The following is an 18,208-nucleotide window of genomic DNA, read 5'->3' as shown; positions in this document are numbered from 1 at the left end:
ACGATGCGGCACCCAGGGGCGAGACAAGGATGAATAAGAGTCAGAAGTTGTTCGGGGTCAGCTTGTTGGCGCTGATGGTCAGTGGTTGTGCCGTCAGCAGTAAACCGATTGAACGCAGTACCAGTGAGCAGCGCGCCAGGAGCGACCTGCAGAGCATGTACAAGGACCAGGAACCGCTGAGCGGCCCGCTGACCCTGCACCAGGCCATGGCCCGGGCGGTGAAGTACAACCTCGAAGGCCGGTTGAAAATCATGGAAGAGGCCCTGGCCAAGCGCCAACTGGACCTCGCCAGTTTCGACATGCTGCCGCGCATGGCCCTCTCCGCCGGCTACGTGGGGCGCAACAATGTCAGCGCCTCCAGCAGCCAGAGCGTGGAGACCGGTACCCAGTCCCTGGAACCTTCGACCTCCCAGGACCGGGACCGCAGAGTGGCCGACCTGACCATGGTCTGGAACGTCCTGGACTTCGGCGTCAGCTACATCAACGCCAAGCAGCAGGGCGACCAGCGGCTGATCGTTCAGGAGCGCCGGCGCAAGGTGATCAACACCATCGTCCAGGACGTGCGCTCGGCCTATTGGCGGGCGGTGGCGGCCGAACGCCTGCTCAAGCAGATCGACAGCCTCATGGGCCGGGTCGACCAGGCCCGGAGCAACAGCCAGAGCATGAGCGAGCAACGTATCGGCGACCCGGTGCAGGCCCTGGCCTACCAGCGCTCGCTGATCGAGGCCACGCGCCAGCTGGAGGAGCAGCGCCGGGCGTTGTCCCTGGCCAAGACCGAGCTGGCGACCCTGATCAACCTGCCCATGGGCACCAACCTGACCCTGGCGACCACCGACGACTATCCGGTGCCGGAGCTCAAGGTCGATATGGCCCGCCTTGAACACGAGGCCCTGACCAGCCGCCCGGAACTGCGCGAGCAGGATTACCAGAGCCGCATCAGCGCCGCGGAAACCCGCAAGGCCATGCTGCGCCTGCTGCCGGGCCTGGAGTTCTCCGCCGGTGGGCATTACGACAGCAACTCGTTTTTGGTCAACGACAAGTGGGCCGACTACGGGGTGAAGGTCACCTGGAACCTGTTCAACGTGCTCTCCGCGCCGGCGGCCATCGACACCGCCAAGGCCGGTGAAGACGTCGCCGCGGCCCGTCGCCAGGCCATGTCCATCGCGGTGCTGGCCCAGGTCTATGTGGCCAACGCCAACTACCGCGATGCGCTGCGTCAGTTCAAGACCAGCCAGGAGCTGGCGGACATCGACGGGCAGATCGTCGGCCAGTTGCGCAACCGCTACCAGGCCAATGGCATCGGCGAGCTGGACCTGATCCAGGGCGAGCTGAACACCTTGCAGGCGGACCTGCGGCGCGACCTGGCCTATGCCGACCTGCGCAACGCCTATGGGCAGATCTTCGCCAGTGCCGGGCTCGATCCGCTGCCCAATGAGGTGCAATCGACCCAGGTGCAGTCCATCGCCATGGCGCTGGCCAGCCGCGAGGCCGACTGGGCGGCGGGCAATATCACCACGCCGGTGGCCCATGCCCAAAGACAATAACCTGCAGGCGCCCCAGGCCAGCGTCAGCCGGACCCAGCGCGAGGCGCGCAACGGCCATCGCGGGGTGGCGATCCTGTTGACCGGCCTGCCGGCGGCGGGCAAGTCGACCCTGGCCCAGGCGCTGCAGGCCGAGCTGTTCCAGCACGGTCGGCAGAGCCTGGTGCTGGACGGCGATGCCTTGCGCGGCGGCCTGAACCGCGACCTGGGGTTCGCCGAAGCCGACCGTCGGGAAAACATCCGCCGCGCCAGCGAGCTGGCGGCCTTGCTGGTGGACAACGGGCAGATCGTGATCCTGGCGATGATCGCCCCGCTGATCGAGCAGCGCGAGCTGTTCGCCCGGCGCCTGGGCGAGGACTACCTGGAAGTCTGGTGCAGCGCCTCGCTGGCGGTCTGTGAGCAGCGCGACCCCAAGGGCCATTACGCCCGCGCCCGCAGCGGCGAGCTGCCCGGCTTCACCGGCATCTCGGCGCCCTACGAGCCGCCACGGGCCGCGCTGGAACTGGATACCGGCGTTCAGTCGATCGAAGACTGCCAGCGGCAATTGCTCGGCTGGCTGGTCGAGCGCAAGGTACTGCCTGCTTCATGAGCCGTCCGGCGTTCGCCCGGTTGCCGGTCAGCGTGGATCTGCCACGGCTGTTGCGCGCCCTGGCGCGAATCGACGCGAGCGCCTGGCAGGGCCACTTCAACGGCGGCTACTACGAAGGCGACTGGAGCGGCGTGGCCCTGATCTCGGCGGTTGACGCGCCCTCCGAGCTGGCGCCGGGCAAGGGCCAACCGGTGCAGCGCGAGCCCTGGCGGCAAGACCCGGACTGGCAACAGGCATTGCGCCACCTGCCCTTGCAGATTGTCTCGGCGCGCCTGCTGCGGCTGGGGCCGGGGGCACGCATTCATGAACACCGCGACTACGACCTGGGCGGCCCGGACGCTGACCTGCGCCTGCATATCCCTCTGCTCAGCCCGCCGCGGGTGGACTTCCTGCTCGACGGGCAGCGCATGCCGATGCTGGCGGGGGAGTGCTGGTTTCTCGACCTGTCGCGTCCGCACCGGGTCGATAACTACGACACTCAGACACGTATTCATCTGGTAGTCGATTGCCGCCCCGACCCGTGGCTGGAGCAGGCGATTGCCGACGGCGTGCCGACCACCCCGGCACCTGGCCTGGGCCGCGCCGCCCTGGACTTCGCCCAGTTTTGCCGATTGCTTGAACAGGACACGGCGCTCTGCCAGGCCTTGCAGACGCTAACCGACAGCGAAGCCTTCATCGAGCGCACCCTGGCCCTGGCGGCCGAGCGTGGCCTGGCGTTCACCCGCGAAGACCTGCGTTCGGCCATGCGCCAGGGGCGGCGCCTGTGGAATGAACAATGGACGGCCTGAACCTGCACGGCTGGTTGCCGATCCGCATCTGGCAGCCGCGTGACGAGTGGCGGGTCGACTGGTGCTGGTTCGGCGACAGGCCGCTGTCGCAGCCGTTTTTCCGCGAGGCGGTCGAGGAGGCCCTGCGCCTGCCGTTCAATCAGGCGTTCCGCCGCCAGACGCCGTTGTCTGCCCTGACTGAATGGCACCGACGTAGCCCGGGCCTGACGCCCAGCGCCTTTATCTTCCACGCCTCGCGCTGCGGCTCGACCCTGGTCAGCCAGATGCTGGCCTGCCTGGACGACCATATTGTGGTGTCCGAACCGCCGCCGTTGGATGCTCTGCTGCGCAGCTCGCTGGCCCCGCAAGAGCGGGCTGCCGCCCTTGTGGGCTTGCTGTCGGCCTATGGGCAGGTGCGCCGCGGCACCGAGCAGCGGCTGGTGATCAAGCTCGATGCCTGGAACATTGGCGAACTGCCGCTGCTGCGCCAGTGCTTCGCCGAGACGCCGTGGCTGTTCCTGTATCGCGAGCCGCTGGAAATTGCCGTATCGCACCTGCGCCGAGCCGGCATGCACATGACGCCGGGCCTGATCGGGCCTAGCGCGCTGGACGATGGCGAGCCCTTCCAGGACCGGGAAAGCTGGATCGCCCGGCGCCTGGGGCGCTTGTTGCAACTGGGGTTGCAGCACTGCCACGAACAGCATGGCCTGGCGCTGAACTACAGCGAGCTGCCCGCCGCCATGGACGGCCATCTGGGGGATTTTTTCGGCCTGAGCGCCGAGCAACGCAGGGCGGTCTTCGCCCAGGTCGGCCAGCATGCCAAGCAACCGGCCCAGGCCTTTGTCGATGACCGCCAGGGCAAGCAGCAACAGGCGTCAGCCCGGCTGCGGGAGCAACTGGAGCAATGGGCGCAGGCGCCTTACGCGGCGTTGGAACAGTGGCGCAACTGCGCGGTCCCGCAGCCCCGCCTCAGCTCTTCGGCGACAACTCCGCCATGCCCTTGAGGAATTCGATGGGCAACGGAAAGACGATGGTCGAGCTTTTATCGCCGGCAATCGCGCTCAGGGTCTGCATGTAGCGCAGCTGCATGGCGCCGGGCTGGCGGCCGAGCATTTCGGCGGCCTGCATGAGCTTTTCCGAGGCCTGCAATTCGCCTTCGGCGTGGATCACCTTGGCCCGGCGTTCCCGCTCGGCTTCGGCTTGTTTGGCGATGGCGCGGATCATCGATTCGTTGAGGTCGACATGCTTGATCTCGACGTTCGCCACCTTGATGCCCCAGGCGTCGGTCTGGGCGTCCAGTACCTGCTGGATATCGGCGTTCAGGCGTTCGCGTTCGGCCAGCAGCTCGTCCAGCTCATGCTTGCCCAGCACCGCGCGCAGGGTGGTCTGGGCCAGTTGACTGGTGGCCATGAGGAAGTCCTCGACCTGGATGATCGCCTTCTGCGAGTCCAGCACGCGGAAGTACAGCACGGCGTTGACCTTGACCGAGACGTTGTCGCGGGTGATCACGTCCTGGGGCGGCACGTCGAGCACCACGGTGCGCAGGTCGACACGGACCATCTGCTGGACGATCGGAATCAGCAGGACCAGCCCCGGCCCCTTGACCCGCCAGAAGCGCCCGAGCTGGAACACCACCCCGCGCTCATATTCGCGCAGGATGCGAAACGTCGAGACCGCCAGCGCCAACAGCAGCGCCAGCAGCGCGCCAAAACCCAATTCCAGACCCATTTCATCCTCCTCGCGACGTGGCCTCGGCCGTCGTCACTTCCAGAAGCAGCCCCTTGCGCGCCACCACCCGTACCCATTGCCCGGTTTGCAGCGGCGTTGCGCTCAGGACCTGCCAGTGTTCGCCCTGCAACAGCACCCAGCCGTTGTAAGGGTTGCCCGCTTGCACCGCGGTGATCGCCGTGACACTGCCCACCAGCCCCGCGTCGCCCGCCACCTGCTGGCGCTGTCGTGCGCGCACCGCCATGCTCGCCAGCGTCGCCAGGAGCAGCGCACTGATCACTGCCAGGCTGACGATGAGCGGCAGGGGAATGCCATAGCCCGGGACATCGGTGTCCATCAGGATCACCGCGCCGACCACAAAGGAGACGATGCCGCCGAAGCCGATGACGCCGAAGGTCGGTAGAAAGGCTTCGGCGACCATGAAGGCGATGCCCAGCAGGATCAGGGCCACGCCGGCGTAGTTCACCGGCAGCAGCTGCAAGGCATACAAGCCCAGCAGCAGGCAGATGCCGCCGAGCACGCCGGGCACCGCGGTGCCCGGGTTGACGAACTCGAAGAACAGCCCGTAGATGCCGATCATCATCAGGATCAGCGCGACGCTGGGGTGGGTGATGACCGACAGCAGCTGCGTGCGCCAGTCCGGGTCGTGATGGATCACCGCCGCCCCCAGGGTATGCAGCTGCACCGCCTGGCCGGCGGCGATGAGGAGCTTGCCGTCGAGTTGCTTGAGCAGTCCGCCCAGGTCATCCGCGACATAGTCGACCACCTTCAGCTTCAAGGCTTCCTGGGCCGGCAGGCTGACGGCCTCGCGCACAGCCTGTTCCGCCCATTCGACGTTGCGTCCGCGCAATTGCGCCAGGCCACGGATATAGGCCGCGGCGTCGTTGATCTGCTTCTGGCTGAGGGTGTCGGGCTCCGGTTCCGGGTTCTTGTCCGAGCGCGGCGCGGCGGGCGGATTGCCCGGGTCGGGCTGCCCCGGCATGCCGACCCGCACCGGGGTGGCGGCCCCGAGGTTGGTGCCCGGGGCCATGGCGGCGATATGGCTGGCATACAGGATGTAGGTGCCGGCGCTGGCGGCGCGGGCGCCACTGGGGGCGACGTAACTGGCCACCGGCACCGGGCTGGCGAGGATCGCCTTGATGATCGAGCGCATCGAGGTGTCGAGGCCGCCCGGGGTGTCGATGCCCAGCACCACCAGTTGGGCTTGTTCGTCGGCGGCCTTGTCCAGGCCGCGCACCACGTAGTCGGCGCTGGCGGGGCTGATCACATCGCTGACCGTGAGCACCACCACCGGCTTCACGGCCTGGGCGTGCCCGGTCGGCACGCCGATCAGCACACCCAGCAGCAGCCCTTTCAATGTTGCCCGCCACCCACGCCCGTTCATCCGACCCTCCTGGAGAGTCATGTGTCTCGGTTGTCAGCCGTTCGCTGGCTTTGTCCTTGAGTCTAGTAGAGCGTGGGATTGAGCGAATTCTGAGCAGTTTCACGCTTGCGTGCCGTTCGGAAGTTCGTCAGTAGGCGAGGGCGGCGCGGCCTAGACTTTGGGGAGGGAGTGACAGTTGTTAACCCATAGTCCTGCGAAGCCGTTCAGGACACCGAGGTGCATCATGCGTATGGCAAGAACCGTGCAACGCAGCCTGGAACAGGCGCATTGCGATTTTGACGTGGTGGCTCATCCACATTCGTCGAGCAGCCTGGAGACCGCCCGGGTAGCGGGAGTTCCCGCCGAGCGCGTGGCCAAGTCGGTGATCCTCGACGATAGTCACGGCCACTACCTGATGGCCGTGCTGCCGGCCAGCCGCCACCTGGATCTGAGCAAGGTGCGCGGCAGCAACGAATGGCAGATCACCCGGGAAAGCACCCTGGCGCATCTGTTCAACGATTGCGAACGCGGCGCGGTACCGGCCCTGGGCGAATCCTATGGCCTGGACGTGGTGATCGATCCGCTGCTGACCCGGCAGAAAGACATCTACCTGGAAGCCGGCAACCACAACAACCTGGTGCATCTGAGCATGGACGAGTACCTGAAAATGGTGCCTCATGCCGAGGTGTGCGAGGTCAGCTACTAGCGTCGGTCGGCGCCTGTACCAACCTTTCGCGAGCAAGCTCGCTCCTGCAAAGATGAGTAGGAGCGAGCGGGCGGCGATCCGTCGTGCTCGCGATCGACTGCGCAGCAGTCGCCCAACCAACGCCCAACCCATTCAGGAGCCCCCATGGAATCCCCATCCCACAGCCTGCCCGCCCTGTTCAAACAACTCGGCTTGTCCGACGACCCCGTGGACATCGACCGTTTCATCGCCACCCATTCACCGCTCAAGCCGGAGCTGCACCTGGCGGATGCCTTCTTCTGGACCCCCAGCCAGGCGGATTTCCTGCGCACCGAGATCCTCGACGACGCCGACTGGGCGGAAGTGGTGGATCAGCTGGATGTGCTGCTGAGGAAGGGGCGGGGTGTTTGAGGCGAGTGGATTGATGTCGTCATGGAAATAGACCAGAATTAAGACCAATTTAGAGGTCTTAATTATGCAAAGCGTATTGGCTGATAAAGCTGTCAGCGTGTCTGAACTGAAAAAAAATCCTTCGGCTGTCCTGAGCGGCGCACAGGGTGGTCCGGTTGCGGTGCTCAATCACAATCGGGTCATGGGCTATATGGTCCCGGCCGACGTGTTTGAAGCCATGATGGAGCGTCTTGACGATCTTGAACTGGCGGAGATTGTCCGTGCCCGTCGTCACGAGACCCCGGTCCCGGTAAATCTGGATGACTTATAAGCTCCAGTTCCTGCCTTCGGCGCGCAAGGAATGGGACAAGCTCGGTCATACCCTCCGCGAGCAATTCAAGAAGAAGCTGGCCGAGCGCCTGGAAATGCCGCGGGTGCCCGCCGACGCTCTTCACGGTATGGCGGACTGCTACAAGATCAAACTCAAAGCCTCCGGCTATCGCTTGGTTTACCAAGTGATCGAGGATCAGGTCGTAGTTTCGGTGGTGGCCGTGGGCAAACGTGAACGCAGTGCGGTGTATGAGCGGGCACGAAAGCGCTGAGGCGTTTTCCGGTCAGCGATCGCTCAATTGTTTCAAAACTTGACTGAAATTCGTGCAGCATTAATAGTTAGCCAACTAACTGTGTGCGAACTTTCCTTTGCCCGACTCTCTCGAATCACTCCAGATGAATATCAGCAGTGGCATGGTGGTCGCCGCCCGGCATTGGCGGCGGATCTGCCAGAGCACGCTGGTCAACTATGGAATCTCCGAAGCCTGCGCCGTGCCCCTGCTGATGATCGGGCGCCTGGGCGAGGGCGTGCGCCAGGTGACGGTGGCGCAGGCGGCGGGGATGGAAAGCCCGTCCCTGGTGCGTCTGCTGGATCAGCTGTGCAGCGCCGGTTACGCCATACGCACTGAAGATCCCCACGATCGCCGGGCCAAATGCCTGAGCCTGACCGACACCGGCCGCGAACTGGTGCAGTCGGTGGAAGCCGAGCTGGTGCGGCTGCGCCGCGAGGTGCTGGAAGGCATCACAGTGGCGGACCTGGAGGCCGCGTTGAAGGTGATCCGCGCTTTCGAGTCGGCTGCCCAGCTACCGGCGGTGCCTTCTTGAGCGGATTTTTTACCGGGGTGCCGCCGGCACGCGACTGGTTCTACGGCGTGCGCACCTTTGCCGCGTCGATGATTGCCCTGTACATCGCCATGCTTATGCAGATGCCGCGTCCGTACTGGGCGATGGCCACGGTGTATATCGTCTCCAGCCCGTTCGTCGGGCCCACCAGTTCCAAGGCGCTGTACCGCGCCATCGGCACCTTGCTCGGCGCCTCGGCGGCGGTGCTGTTCGTGCCGATGTTCGTGCAGAGCCCCTATCTGCTGGTGGTGATCATCGCCCTGTGGACCGGGATCCTGCTGTTCCTGTCCCTGCACCTGCGCACCGCCAACAGCTACGCACTGATGCTGGCCGGCTACACCTTGCCGCTGATCGCCCTGCCGGTGGTGGATAACCCGTTGGGGGTGTGGGATGTGGCGGAGGCCCGCACCGAGGAGATCTTCCTCGGCATCGTCTGCGCGGCCGTGGTCGGCAGCATGTTCTGGCCACGGCGGCTGGCGCCGGTGTTCGTCGACTCGGCGGGCAAATGGTTCGCCGATGCGTCCACCTACAGCCAGCGTTTTCTCGCCCGCAATGTGCAACCCGAGGAAGTCAGCGCCTTGCGCGCGTCCATGGTCGCCACCTTCAACAGCCTGGAGCTGATGATCGGCCAGTTGCCCCACGAAGGCGCGCGCCCGCAGACCGTGCGCAATACCAAGGAACTGCGCGGGCGCATGATCCACCTGCTGCCTGTGGTGGACGCCCTGGACGATGCCCTGTACGCCCTGGAGCGGCGCACCCCGGAGCTGGTGGAGCAGTTCGCGCCGCTGCTGGCCCAGGCCGGCGAATGGCTGGAAAGCACCGCCCAGGGTGCGTCGGTCGAGCGCTGGCAGGCCCTGCGCGGCCAGCTCGAAGCGCTGCAACCCGACGCCGAAGCCCTCGACGACCGGCGCCAGCTGCTGTTTTCCAACGCCCTGTACCGCCTCGGCGAGTGGATCGACCTGTGGCAGGACTGTCGCAGCCTGCAACACGCCATCCAATGCGAAAGCCAGGACATCTGGCGCGCGGTCTATCGCCACTGGCGCCTGGGCCGCCTGACGCCGTTCCTCGACCGCGGGCTGATGCTGTATTCGGTGGCTTCTACCGTGCTGGCGATCATCGTCGCCTCGGTGCTGTGGATCCTGCTGGGCTGGACCGATGGCGGCAGCGCGGTGATCCTGGCGGCGGTGGCCTGCAGCTTCTTCGCCTCGATGGACGACCCGGCGCCGCAGATCTACCGGTTCTTCTTCTGGACCGCGATGTCGGTGCTGTTCGCCAGCCTCTACCTGTTCCTGATCCTGCCCAACCTGCACGATTTCCCGATGCTGGTGCTGGCCTTCGCCGTGCCCTTCATCTGCGTTGGCACCCTGACGGTACAGCCGCGCTTTTACCTGGGCATGCTGCTGACCATCGTCAACACCTCGTCCTTCATCAGCATCCAGGGCGCCTACGATGCCGACTTCATGAGCTTCGCCAACTCCAACCTGGCCGGGCCCATGGGCTTGCTGTTCGCCTTTGTCTGGACCCTGGTCGCGCGGCCGTTCGGCTCGGAACTGGCGGCCAAGCGCCTGACCCGTTTCAGCTGGCAGGACATCGTCGGCATGACCGAGCCGGCCAACCTGGCCGAACACCGGCACTTAGGCGTGCAGATGCTCGACCGCCTGATGCAGCACCTGCCGCGGCTGGCCATGACCGGCCAGGACACCGGCGCCGCCCTGCGCGAAGTGCGGGTCGGCCTGAACCTGCTGGACCTGCTGGCCTATGCCCCGCGGGCCCAGGGCAACGCGCAGGAGCTGTTGCGCCAGGTGGTGGCCGAGGTCGGCGCCTACTTCAAGGCCTGCCTCAAGGCCGGCGAACGCCTGCCGGCGCCGAGCGGCCTGCTGATGACCCTGGACCGCACCCGCCGCACCCTGGATGCCCACAGCCAGGACGACCGCGAAACCCGTTTGCACCTGCTACACGCCCTCAGCGGCCTGCGCCTGGCCCTGCTGCCCGGCGTGGAATTTGTCGGCGGTGGCGAGCTTGAGGAACCGCTGCCCCATGGCATCGATGGAGCGCCTTTATGATCGGTGACCTGGATATCAGCGGGGTGTTCCTGCCCACGCTGCTGGTGCTGATGGGCATTACCTATGGCTTGTACCTGGTGGTCCACGGGCTGCTGACGCGCCTGCATTTTTATCGCCTGGTCTGGCACCGGGCTTTGTTCAACGTTGGTCTGTACGCTTTGCTGCTCGGCGCCGTGGACTCACTCAGTCGATACCTGATGACATGAAAAAACCTTTATTGACCATTGGCCGTGTGGTCCTGACGTTGCTGGTGGTGAGCTTCGCGGTCGTGGTGGTCTGGCGCATGGTGATGTACTACATGTTCGCGCCCTGGACCCGGGACGGGCATATCCGTGCCGACATCGTGCAGATCGCCCCGGACGTCTCCGGGCTGATCCAGCAGGTGCAGGTGCGTGACAACCAGCTGGTCAAGCGCGGCCAGGTGCTGTTCAGCATCGACCAGGACCGCTTCAGCCTGGCCCTGCGCCAGGCCAAGGCGTCCCTGGCCGACCGCCAGGAAACCCTGGCCCAGGCCCAGCGCGAGGCCAAGCGCAACCTCGGCCTGGGCAACCTGGTGCCGCGCGAGCAGCTGGAAGAAAGCCAGTCCCGCGTGGCCCGTGCCCAGTCGGCCCTGGCCGAAGCCCAGGTGGCGGTGGACAGCGCCCAGCTGAACCTCGACCGTTCGGTGATCCGCAGTCCGGTGGATGGCTACGTCAACGACCGCGCGCCACGCACCCAGGAGTTCGTCACCGCCGGTCGCCCGGTGTTGTCGGTGGTGGACAGCAACTCCTTCCACATCGACGGGTATTTCGAAGAAACCAAGCTCGACGGCATTCATATCGGCCAGAGCGTCGATATCCGGGTGATCGGCGATCGCGCGCGGCTGCGCGGGCATGTCGAAAGCATCGTCGCCGGCATCGAGGACCGCGACCGCAGCAGCGGCTCCAACCTGCTGCCCAACGTCAACCCGGCCTTCAGCTGGGTGCGCCTGGCCCAGCGGATTCCGGTGCGCATTGCCTTCGACGAGGTGCCGGAAGACTTCCGCATGATCGCCGGGCGTACCGCCACGGTGTCGATCATCGACGAGTCGCAAACCCGGTCGGAGCCGGCGCAATGAACACGGCTGCGCGTTTGGCCACGGCCGGGCTCGGTCTGCTGCTGTCGGCCTGCCAGATGGTCGGCCCGGACTACCAGCTGCCGCAAGACGCGGCGCTGCATCGCAGCGATTTGCAGGGCGACCTGGCCGGTTCGAGCGACAGCGTGGTCTCGGCGCCGGTCCCGGCGGACTGGTGGCGCTTGTACCAGGACCCGCGCCTGGACCAGCTGGTGCAGCAGGCCATGGCCTCCAACACCGACCTGCGGGTGGCGGCGGCCAACCTGGCGCGGGCCCGCGCCCAGGTCGACGAGGCCCAGGCGGCCGGTGGCTGGAGCGGTGGGGTCAAGGCCGGGGTCGAGCGTTTGCAGGAGTCCGGCGAAGCCTTCCTGCTGCCGGAGAAAGTGCCGGTGGCCAACGTCGGCAACCTGTCCGTCAGCACCTCTTATCAGTTCGACCTGTTCGGCACCCTGCAACGCGGCATCGAGGCGGCCAAGGCCAACGCCGATGCGACCCAGGCGGCGGCAGACACTGCGCGTATCACCCTGGTGGCGGATGTGGTGCGGGCCTACACGCAGGTCTGCGCGGCCAACGAAGAGCGCGAGATCGCCGAGCATTCCCTGAGCCTGCAAGCCCAGAGCACCGAACTCACCCAGCGCCTGCGCGACGCCGGGCGTGGCGACGAAACCCAGGTCACCCGTTCCCAGACCCAGTTCAAGTCCCTGCGCGCCGAACTGCCGCGCTACGAGGCAGCACGCCAGTCGGCGCTGTTCCGCCTGTCGATGCTGCTGGCCAAACCGGTGGAACAACTGCCCGCCGGCACCGGCAGTTGCGCCGAGTTGCCGCACATTGCGCAATTGTTGCCGGTGGGTGACGGTGCGGCGCTGCTCAAGCGCCGTCCGGATGTGCGCCAGGCTGAGCGCCGGCTGGCCGCCGCCACCGCGGAAATCGGCGTGGCCACCGGCGCCCTGTACCCCGACATCAGCATCGGCGCGACCGTCGGCACCGTGGGCATCGTCGACAACCTCGGCAAACCCTCCACCAACCGCTGGGGCTTTGGCCCGCTGATCAGCTGGACGGTACCGGCCAACGGCGCCCGCGAACGCATTCATGAGGCCGAAGCCGCCAGCCAGGGCGCCCTGGCGCATTTCGACGGGGTGGTGCTCAACGCCATCCGCGAAACCCAGACCGGCCTGGCCCAATACAGCGCCCAGCTGCAACGCCGTGACGCCCTGGCCGATGCCGAGCAGTCGGCGCGGCAGGCCGCCGACCAGACCCATCGCTTCTTCCAGGCCGGCCGCGAATCCTTCCTCGCCGACCTGCAGGCGACCCGCACTTACACCGACGTACGGGCCCAGCTGGCGGCGGCCAACACCCAGGTGGCGATGAGTCAGATCGACCTGTTCCTGGCCCTGGGCGGTGGCTGGGAAAGCGGACGAACGCAAGCCTCGAACCCCGGCAAACCCTGAGGCCGTTGCTATGCTTTGATCAGTTGGGTGAGCACCTTGCGTCCAGTGCTCGGCCAGCGGTCAGGCACGTGATGGTCATGGGGATTCGAATAATGAAAAACCCTTATGCTCTCGGCTTCTGGTGCGCCATCGTTGCACTGGTGCTGCTTTCTGCGACTTATTTCTACGGTGTCATGCTGGCGCACCAGATCGACAAGGCAATGATCTTTCTCGACAGCGCCAGCGCGCTGATTGCGGTGAGCGCCATCGTCTTCGTTGCCTGGACGTCGTTCCAGACCCAGAAAATCAAGAAAAAACAGCTGGAGCAGGGCAAGACCCTGGTGGCGATCTGGGACACCAAAGTCGCCCTGCGCCGGGTCGAAACCGTGTTCGACCGTTACTTCTGGGGCAGTTACTGGCAGCCGGGGCGGACCTTCCAGGAAGTCATGGGCGAGTTGACCGGCACCCCCCTGGAAAAAAGCCTCGAAGCCCTGAAAAAACAATGCGTACTGCTGGATAAACAGGCCGCGGACGGTCGCCACTGGCTGAACAATGCCCGCGAGCTGTCCGACGTCGCCGCCGCCATGGCCCGCGAACGTTATCAACTGGACTTCTGCGACCCGCGTTCGGAAACGCCGGGCGGCGCGGTGATCAACCGGGATTTCGAAGTGCTGGTCTACACCTGGACCGCCCGCCTGAAAAGCTTCGATCACCAGCTCGACGCATTGGAAGTCGAATACTCCGAACATGCGTAGCGGCCGAAGGGAGGCACGGAAACCCTGTAGCCGCTGGCGCAGCCTGCGATCGACTGCGCAGCAGTCGTAGACCAGGCGACGCATTTTTTCAGGTAGATCGCAGATTCAGACTTTGCGGTTGCTTCGCAACCGGTCGCAGCCTCGCACGCTCGGCAGCGGCTACAGGGTGTGTTTTGCCTTCGCCTGTTCACTACTTTTCACATGGAAAGGTTGGGCCGCCTGGCCTGGCCGGTGCTAATCTTCGGCAGTTTTACGCACAGTCGAGCCACAACCCGTGCCGGGTTCAGGGAAGACGACCACACATTCAACAACGGATCGATCGGGTCAAATAATGAATAAATCAGCAGGCGTACTGTTAGGAATCGTCGTCGCGGTGGGCGCTATCAGCGCCGGCGGCGCCTGGTATACCGGGACCAAGCTGGAAGGGGTGCTGCAAACCTCTATCGCCGACGCCAACAAGGAACTCCAGGCCGCCATGGTCGGTTCCAACGGTACCGCCAGCCTGGAGCTGGTATCGCTGGAGCGCAATCTGTTCAGCAGCACCGCGCGCTACCGCCTCAAGGGCCAGGGCGAGATGTTCGGCGACAGCGCCGAGGGCGTCGAACTGGTGTTCGTCGACCGCATCGAACACGGCCCGCTGCCGTTCTCGCGCCTGATGACCCTGAAATGGCTGCCGGTCATGGCCACCAGTCACTACGAGCTGGAAAAGAACACCCTGACCGAGAAATGGTTCGCCGCCACCAAGGATGTTTCCCCGCTCAAGGGCGTGGTCAACCTGGGTTACGACCGCTCCGCCACCGGCAACCTGGAGTTGCTGCCGCTGGAGACGGCCCTGGATGACAAGTCGACCCTCAAGTTCTCCGGCCTGAAGCTGGACCTCTCGACCAGCGCCGAAGCGCAGAAGGTCAAGGCCGAAGGCTACATGGACAGCCTCAAGCTCAACAGCGTCGCCGAGGACCAGACCCCGGTGCAGGTCGAGCTCAACGGCCTGACCCTGGCCAGCAACCTGACCAAGAGCAACTATGGCTTCTACGTCGGCGACAATACCCTGGAACTGACCAGCACCAAGGCCACGTTCGGCGAGAAACAGTCGGTGCTCAGCTTCAAGAATTCGCAGGTCAAGAGCGCCACCGACGAGCAGGGCGCCCACCTGGCCGGCCGTGCCGACTACAAGATCGGCGAAGTCGCCCTCAACGGCAAAGCCGTCGGTTCGGCGCAAATGGCCTGGAGCATGAAGAACCTCGACATCGCCTCCGGCATGTCGCTGATGCAGGTCTACCAGAACAAGCTGCAACCCTACGAAGCCGCCGTCGCCGAGGCCGAGGCCGCCGGTGAGCCAGCCCCTGAGCTGAACCTGAGCGAGGCCGAGCAGGCCCAGGTCAAGGCTGACCTGGACAAGCTGCTGGCTGCCCAGCCGCACATCGCCCTGGAAAACCTCTCGTTCAAGACCGCCAACGGCGAAAGCCGCCTGAGCCTGGTGGTGGACCTGAACAAGCCGCAATCCATGGAACTGCCGCCGGCCGAACTGAGCAAGCAACTGCTCACCCAGCTGAACCTGAACCTGCTGCTGTCCAAGCCGATGATCGCCGACGTGGCGGCGTTGCAGGCACAACTGGACGGTGTGACCGATGCCAAGGCGATCGCCGACCAGGGCAGCATGGCCGCCGACATGGTCAGCGGCATGGCGCTGGGTACCCAGTTGGCCAAGCTGGAAGGCAACGACATCGTTTCCAAGGTGCGCTATGCCAACAACGAAGTGGACTTCAACGGCCAGAAAATGACGCCTGAGCAGTTCGTCGGTTTTGTCATGAGCAAACTGGGACCGGTCACCATCCAGTAAGCCTCGAAAACCCCTTCACGGGGTTTTCAGCCAGAAACGCCCGGCCTCCGTAGCACGGATCTGCCGGGCGTTTTTTTGCCTGCAGCCGACGGCAGAATCCCCGCCCAGAGCCTCCTTGAACATGGCTACAGGCCACGTCGTTCGCGGATTCTGGCAAAAAACGAATCTGAAGAAATATTGCATTTGCGCATCTGCATCAGCCTTGCGTGGAAGACTCCGCCCCAATCTGGCCGAGTCATCTGATTCGGCTTCCTGGCACGTATCAGGCGGGGGGACACAAGACCCCGGCTAGCCATGTAAGGACGCTGAAGAAATGCCGCCCATTGTTCACCCCGTTCGCCTTTATGGTTTGCGACCGCTGTTCCGCCTGGCGTTATGCAGCCAATTGCTGTGGCCGACCCTGGCCCTCGCCGACCCGGCGTACGACCGCCTGATCCTCGATGCCCGCGCCGGCAGCTATGCGCCAGCCCTGAGCCATTTGCGCCAGGTGCCGGCCGACCGCCTGAGCACCGGCCTGGTCAGCGACCACCTGCAGATCGCCAGCTGGGCCGGCCTCGACACCGAGGTGGTGAATGTCTATGAAACCCAGGCCCGTGGCCGGGTGCTGCCGATCCAGGCGCTGACCGCCACCGCCCGTGCCTACCGCAATCTGCAGCGCTGGGACTCGGCGATCCAGGTGTACCGCCTGGCCCTCGAACGCGACCCGCAGAACCCCGACCTGCAACTGGGCCTGGCCCTGACCCAGGCCGACGCCGGCAAGCCTGAGGAAGCGGTGCGCCGTGCCCGCGAGCTGGTGGCGGCCAAACCTGACGATGCCACCCGCCGCCTGGCCCTGGGCTACGCCCTGACCCGCGCCGGTTCGCCGTATGACGCGCTGTTCGAGTTCGACCAGGCGTTCGTCCGCGCCGGCACCCGGCCGGAAGTCGCCCGCGAATACCTGTTCGCCCTGCAACGGGCACGCCTGCCGGAAGCGGCCTTGCGCCTGGCCCGCCAGCGCCCGGGGCTGATCGATCCGGTGATTGAGCGTCGTCTGCAAGGCGACCTGGCCGCCGAGCGCGTGCGCCTGGCCGAGCTGGCCACCCGCAGCGAGAAAGAGCGCTATGTCATCGCCGACCGCGCCCTGGCCGATTACGACCAACTGCTGGCCACCTGGACCCCGGACCCGGCGGCCAAGGACGACGTGACCCGCTGGCGCATCGACCGCATGGGTGCGCTCAAGGCCCGGGCGCGCACTGCCCAGGTGATCGACGAATACCACAAGCTGACCGCCGAAGACGTGGCCATCCCCACCTACGCCCGGCGTTGGGTGGCGGCCTCCTACCTGGACCAGCGCCAGCCGGAGATCGCCAGCGACCTCTATCGCCAGGTGCTGGCGGCGCCGGATGCCGATGTCAGCGATCGCGTCGAAGACAGCACCGCGCTGTATTACGCGCTGCTGGAAAGCGATCGCCCGCAGGAGGCGCAACAGGTCGCCGACGACCTGGCCAAGAACCAGAAACCGCGGGTCGAGCTCAAGGGCCTGCCGGTGGGCAACCCCAACGATGAGTGGATGGACGCCCAGCAGCTCGCCGCGCAGTCCGGCACCTACAGCGCCGACCTGCCGGGCAGCGAGCAGCGCCTGGCCAGCCTGGTGGACCAGGCGCCGGGCAATATCGGCCTGCGCGTGGCCCAGGCCAACCTGTACCAGGCCCGGGACTGGCCGCGTCGCGCCGAGGGCCTGCTCAAGGAAACCGAAAGCATGGCGCCGCGCGATGTCGGCCTCGAAGTTGCCCAGGGCCACACCGCCCAGGACCTGCAGGAATGGCGTCAGCTCGATGCCCTGACCGACGACGTGGTGCAGCGTTATCCCGACAACCGCCAGGTGCAGCGCCTGGCCCGCCAGCGCCAAGTGCACGACATGGCCGAGCTGCGGGTCGAGACCTATGGCGGCAAGAGCTACGGCGGCGGCAACAACGGTGCCGGCGCGGTCTCCGGCAGCAAGGATTTCGGGATCGAGACGGTGCTCTACAGCCCGCCGATCGATGAAGACTGGCGGCTGTTCGGTGGCCTCGGCTATGCCACCGGCGACTTCCAGGAAGGCACCGGGCATCACCGCTGGCAGCGTATCGGCGTGGAGCGCCGGACCCGCGACATGACCCTGGAAGCGGAAGTCTCCAACCACTCCTACGGCTTCGACGACAAGCAGGGCGCGCGGTTGTCCCTGGCCCGCGACATCGACGATCACTGGCAGTACGGCGGCAGCCTGGAATACCTCTCGGCCAATACCCCGCTGCGGGCGCTCAACAGCAACATCTACGCCAATGGCGGCAGTGCGTTCCTGCGCTGGCGGGCCAACGAGAGCCGGGAATGGCGGTTGGCCCTGAGCCCGTCGCATTTCAGCGACGGCAACAACCGTTTCGAGGCCCTGCTCACCGGCCGCGAGGGCGTCTACACCACGCCGCACGTGCAGGTCGACCTGGGCCTGGAACTCGGCGCCAGCCGCAATACCAAGGAAGACACGCCCTACTTCAACCCCAAGTCGGACTTCACGGTGCTGCCGACGGTGAACGTCAACCACGTGCTCTATCACCGCTACGAAACCTCCTGGAGCCAGCAGTTCCAGGTGGGCGCCGGTACCTACAGCCAGCGCGATTACTCCACCGGGGCGATCGGCCTGCTCAGCTATGGCCAGCGCGTGACCTGGAACGACGTGTTCGAAGCCGGGGCCGCCCTGAGCGTGCTCAATCGGCCTTACGACGGCGACCGGGAAACCGACCTGCGCCTGCTCCTCGACCTTACCTATCGCTTCTAGAAG

Annotated in this window: 18 protein-coding genes; 16 read left to right on the top strand and 2 right to left on the bottom strand. The window is 65.6% G+C overall.

The window, feature by feature from the left end; genetic code table 11:
* The first annotated feature begins 29 nt into the window (after positions 1 to 29).
* From ACTJKT_RS25985 to ACTJKT_RS25970, 4 genes are read left to right on the top strand one after another with little or no spacing between them, the layout of a single operon-like run.
* On the top strand, positions 30 to 1,544 hold the full coding sequence (locus ACTJKT_RS25985) for a TolC family protein (RefSeq protein ID WP_440789089.1): 1,515 nt from the start codon (positions 30 to 32) through the stop codon (positions 1,542 to 1,544).
* Positions 1,528 to 2,130, top strand: coding sequence for an adenylyl-sulfate kinase (cysC, locus tag ACTJKT_RS25980; protein WP_440789088.1), 603 nt, complete (start codon positions 1,528 to 1,530; stop codon positions 2,128 to 2,130). Before ACTJKT_RS25985 ends, cysC begins: the two co-directional genes overlap by 17 nt.
* Complete coding sequence (locus tag ACTJKT_RS25975; protein ID WP_440789087.1) at positions 2,127 to 2,918, top strand: aspartyl/asparaginyl beta-hydroxylase domain-containing protein; 792 nt, start codon at positions 2,127 to 2,129, stop codon at positions 2,916 to 2,918. The genes cysC and ACTJKT_RS25975 overlap by 4 nt, the downstream gene beginning before the upstream one ends.
* Entirely contained in the window at positions 2,906 to 3,901 is a 996-nt protein-coding gene (locus ACTJKT_RS25970; protein WP_440789086.1) for a sulfotransferase family protein, read from the top strand. The genes ACTJKT_RS25975 and ACTJKT_RS25970 overlap by 13 nt, the downstream gene beginning before the upstream one ends.
* Here ACTJKT_RS25970 and ACTJKT_RS25965 read toward each other — a convergent pair.
* Together ACTJKT_RS25965 and ACTJKT_RS25960 are read right to left on the bottom strand one after the other, a co-directional pair.
* Positions 3,867 to 4,625: a slipin family protein gene (locus ACTJKT_RS25965; protein WP_025808548.1), complete on the bottom strand. Its 759-nt coding sequence runs from the start codon at positions 4,623 to 4,625 to the stop codon at positions 3,867 to 3,869. The two genes, ACTJKT_RS25970 and ACTJKT_RS25965, sit on opposite strands and share 35 nt — an antisense overlap.
* Position 4,626: 1 nt before the next feature.
* Positions 4,627 to 6,009: an NfeD family protein gene (locus ACTJKT_RS25960; RefSeq protein WP_440789085.1), complete on the bottom strand. Its 1,383-nt coding sequence runs from the start codon at positions 6,007 to 6,009 to the stop codon at positions 4,627 to 4,629.
* Between the two features lie 223 nt (positions 6,010 to 6,232).
* Between ACTJKT_RS25960 and ACTJKT_RS25955 the strand changes: the two genes are divergently transcribed.
* The 12 genes from ACTJKT_RS25955 (at position 6,233) to pgaA (ending at position 18,205) form a co-directional block, all read left to right on the top strand.
* On the top strand, positions 6,233 to 6,694 hold the full coding sequence (locus ACTJKT_RS25955) for an aminoacyl-tRNA deacylase (RefSeq protein WP_062824058.1): 462 nt from the start codon (positions 6,233 to 6,235) through the stop codon (positions 6,692 to 6,694).
* 144 nt (positions 6,695 to 6,838) lie between these two features.
* Positions 6,839 to 7,084, top strand: a complete 246-nt coding sequence (locus ACTJKT_RS25950; RefSeq protein ID WP_440789084.1) for a DUF2789 domain-containing protein — start codon at positions 6,839 to 6,841, stop codon at positions 7,082 to 7,084.
* Between the two features lie 64 nt (positions 7,085 to 7,148).
* Entirely contained in the window at positions 7,149 to 7,394 is a 246-nt protein-coding gene (locus tag ACTJKT_RS25945; RefSeq protein ID WP_009041600.1) for a type II toxin-antitoxin system Phd/YefM family antitoxin, read from the top strand.
* The gene (locus tag ACTJKT_RS25940; RefSeq protein ID WP_009041601.1) at positions 7,384 to 7,665 is read left to right on the top strand and encodes a type II toxin-antitoxin system RelE family toxin; all 282 of its coding nucleotides are present in this window, start codon (positions 7,384 to 7,386) and stop codon (positions 7,663 to 7,665) included. Before ACTJKT_RS25945 ends, ACTJKT_RS25940 begins: the two co-directional genes overlap by 11 nt.
* Before the next feature lie 124 nt (positions 7,666 to 7,789).
* A complete protein-coding gene (locus tag ACTJKT_RS25935; RefSeq protein ID WP_440789083.1) occupies positions 7,790 to 8,218 on the top strand; it encodes a MarR family winged helix-turn-helix transcriptional regulator in 429 nt (142 codons plus the stop codon).
* Positions 8,215 to 10,299, top strand: coding sequence for an FUSC family protein (locus ACTJKT_RS25930; RefSeq protein ID WP_440789082.1), 2,085 nt, complete (start codon positions 8,215 to 8,217; stop codon positions 10,297 to 10,299). The genes ACTJKT_RS25935 and ACTJKT_RS25930 overlap by 4 nt, the downstream gene beginning before the upstream one ends.
* Complete coding sequence (locus ACTJKT_RS25925) at positions 10,296 to 10,505, top strand: DUF1656 domain-containing protein (protein ID WP_025808541.1); 210 nt, start codon at positions 10,296 to 10,298, stop codon at positions 10,503 to 10,505. Before ACTJKT_RS25930 ends, ACTJKT_RS25925 begins: the two co-directional genes overlap by 4 nt.
* Complete coding sequence (locus ACTJKT_RS25920) at positions 10,502 to 11,395, top strand: efflux RND transporter periplasmic adaptor subunit (RefSeq protein WP_440789081.1); 894 nt, start codon at positions 10,502 to 10,504, stop codon at positions 11,393 to 11,395. The genes ACTJKT_RS25925 and ACTJKT_RS25920 overlap by 4 nt, the downstream gene beginning before the upstream one ends.
* Entirely contained in the window at positions 11,392 to 12,840 is a 1,449-nt protein-coding gene (locus ACTJKT_RS25915; RefSeq protein ID WP_440789080.1) for an efflux transporter outer membrane subunit, read from the top strand. The genes ACTJKT_RS25920 and ACTJKT_RS25915 overlap by 4 nt, the downstream gene beginning before the upstream one ends.
* Before the next feature lie 92 nt (positions 12,841 to 12,932).
* On the top strand, positions 12,933 to 13,574 hold the full coding sequence (locus ACTJKT_RS25910) for a hypothetical protein (RefSeq protein WP_016705008.1): 642 nt from the start codon (positions 12,933 to 12,935) through the stop codon (positions 13,572 to 13,574).
* A gap of 331 nt (positions 13,575 to 13,905) precedes the next feature.
* Positions 13,906 to 15,414 carry a YdgA family protein gene (locus tag ACTJKT_RS25905; protein ID WP_440789079.1) on the top strand — a complete coding sequence of 503 codons (1,509 nt, stop codon included), beginning with the start codon at positions 13,906 to 13,908 and terminating at the stop codon, positions 15,412 to 15,414.
* Between the two features lie 313 nt (positions 15,415 to 15,727).
* The gene (gene pgaA / locus ACTJKT_RS25900) at positions 15,728 to 18,205 is read left to right on the top strand and encodes a poly-beta-1,6 N-acetyl-D-glucosamine export porin PgaA (RefSeq protein WP_440789078.1); all 2,478 of its coding nucleotides are present in this window, start codon (positions 15,728 to 15,730) and stop codon (positions 18,203 to 18,205) included.
* The last annotated feature ends 3 nt before the right edge of the window (positions 18,206 to 18,208 follow it).

This window comes from Pseudomonas sp. 22526, assembly GCF_052044735.1.
GTDB classification, from domain to species: Bacteria; Pseudomonadota; Gammaproteobacteria; order Pseudomonadales; family Pseudomonadaceae; genus Aquipseudomonas; species Aquipseudomonas piscium.
This window is presented reverse-complemented; position numbering and strand designations above follow the sequence as displayed.